Source organism: Burkholderia sp. Ac-20392 (assembly GCF_017104585.1).
Taxonomy (GTDB): domain Bacteria; phylum Pseudomonadota; class Gammaproteobacteria; order Burkholderiales; family Burkholderiaceae; genus Burkholderia; species Burkholderia lata.
This window is the reverse complement of record NZ_JAAGPB010000981.1, coordinates 1-1,620: the sequence shown is the minus strand read 5'-3', so window position 1 is coordinate 1,620 and position 1,620 is coordinate 1. Positions and strand designations below refer to the sequence as shown.

1 protein-coding gene is annotated in these 1,620 nt (G+C 66.4%); it reads right to left on the bottom strand.

Translation table 11 applies throughout. The annotated features are described in order from the left end of the window. Positions 1–1,620 (bottom strand): electron transfer flavoprotein-ubiquinone oxidoreductase (locus G3N99_RS40250; protein ID WP_206125195.1); only part of this gene is annotated, 1,620 nt, incomplete at both ends.

The following is a 1,620-nucleotide window of genomic DNA, read 5'->3' as shown; positions in this document are numbered from 1 at the left end:
CCTTCCGGCGTGACCCACACGATGTTCTGCGTCGGGTCCTTGATGTCGCAGGTCTTGCAGTGCACGCAGTTCTGCGCGTTGATCACCAGGCGATCGCTGCCGTCGTCGTTCTTCACGAACTCGTACACGGCCGCCGGGCAGAAACGCCCCTCCGGCCCCGCGTACGTGCGCAGGTTCACGTTCACCGGCACGTTCGCATCCTTCAGCGTCAGGTGCGCCGGCTGGTTTTCCTCGTGGTTCGTGTTCGAGATGAACACCGACGACAGGCGGTCGAACGTCAGCTTGCCGTCCGGCTTCGGATACTCGATCGGCTGGCATTGCGACGCCGGCTTCAGCATCTCGTGGTCCGCATGCTTGTGGCGCAGCGTCCACGGCACGTTGCCGCCCATCACCTTCTGCTCGAGCCCGACCATCAGCGTGCCGAGATACAGCCCCTTGGCCATCCACTGCTTGAAGTTGCGCGCGCGGTACAGCTCCGTGTACAGCCACGACTGCTTGAAGGCGTCCGGGTATGCGTTGAGCTCGTCCGACTGGCGGCCGGCCTGCACCGCGTCGAACGCGGCGTCGGCGGCCAGCATGCCGGTCTTGATCGCCGCGTGGCTGCCCTTGATCCGCGATGCGTTCAGGAAGCCCGCGTCGTCGCCGATCAGCGCGCCGCCCGGGAACACCGTCTTCGGCAGCGACAGCAGCCCGCCCGCGGTGATCGCGCGCGCGCCGTACGACACGCGCTTGCCGCCTTCCAGGAACGCGCGGATCGACGGGTGCGTCTTGTAGCGCTGGAATTCCTCGAACGGCGACAGGTACGGGTTCGTGTAGCCGAGGCCCACCACGAAGCCGACCACGACCTGGTTGTTGTCCATGTGATACAGGAACGAGCCGCCGTACGTATCCGACTTCAGCGGCCAGCCGGCCGTGTGGATCACGAGGCCCGGCTTGTGCTTGGCCGGATCGATCTCCCACAGCTCCTTGATGCCGATCCCGTAGGCCTGCGGATCCGCGTTCGCGTCGAGCTTGAACTTCGAGATCAGCTGGCGGCCGAGGTGGCCGCGGCAGCCTTCGGCGAACAGCGTGTACTTCGCGTGCAGCTCCATGCCGAGCTGGAAGTTCTCGGTCGGCTCGCCGTCCTTGCCCACGCCCATGTTGCCGGTCGCGACGCCCTTCACCGAGCCGTCGTCGTTGTACAGGATCTCGGCAGCGGGGAAGCCGGGGAAGATCTCGACGCCCAGCGCTTCGGCCTGCGCCCCAAGCCAGCGCGTGACGTTGCCCAGCGAGATCACGTAGTTGCCGTGGTTCTGGAAGTTGGCGGGCAGCGCCCAGTTCGGCGTGGTGACCGCACCCTTCTCGGACAGGAACAGGAAGCGGTCTTCCGTCACCTCGACGTCGAGCGGTGCGCCGCGTTCCTTCCAGTCGGGGAACAGTTCGTTGATCGCGCGCGGGTCCATCACCGCGCCCGACAGGATGTGCGCGCCGATCTCGGAACCCTTCTCGAGCACGCACACGCCGATTTCGGTGCCTTTCTCGGCGGCCAGCTGCTTGAGCCGGATCGCCGCCGACAGCCCGGCGGGGCCGCCGCCGACGATCACGACGTCGTATTCCATCGATTCGCGCGGGCCGTATTGC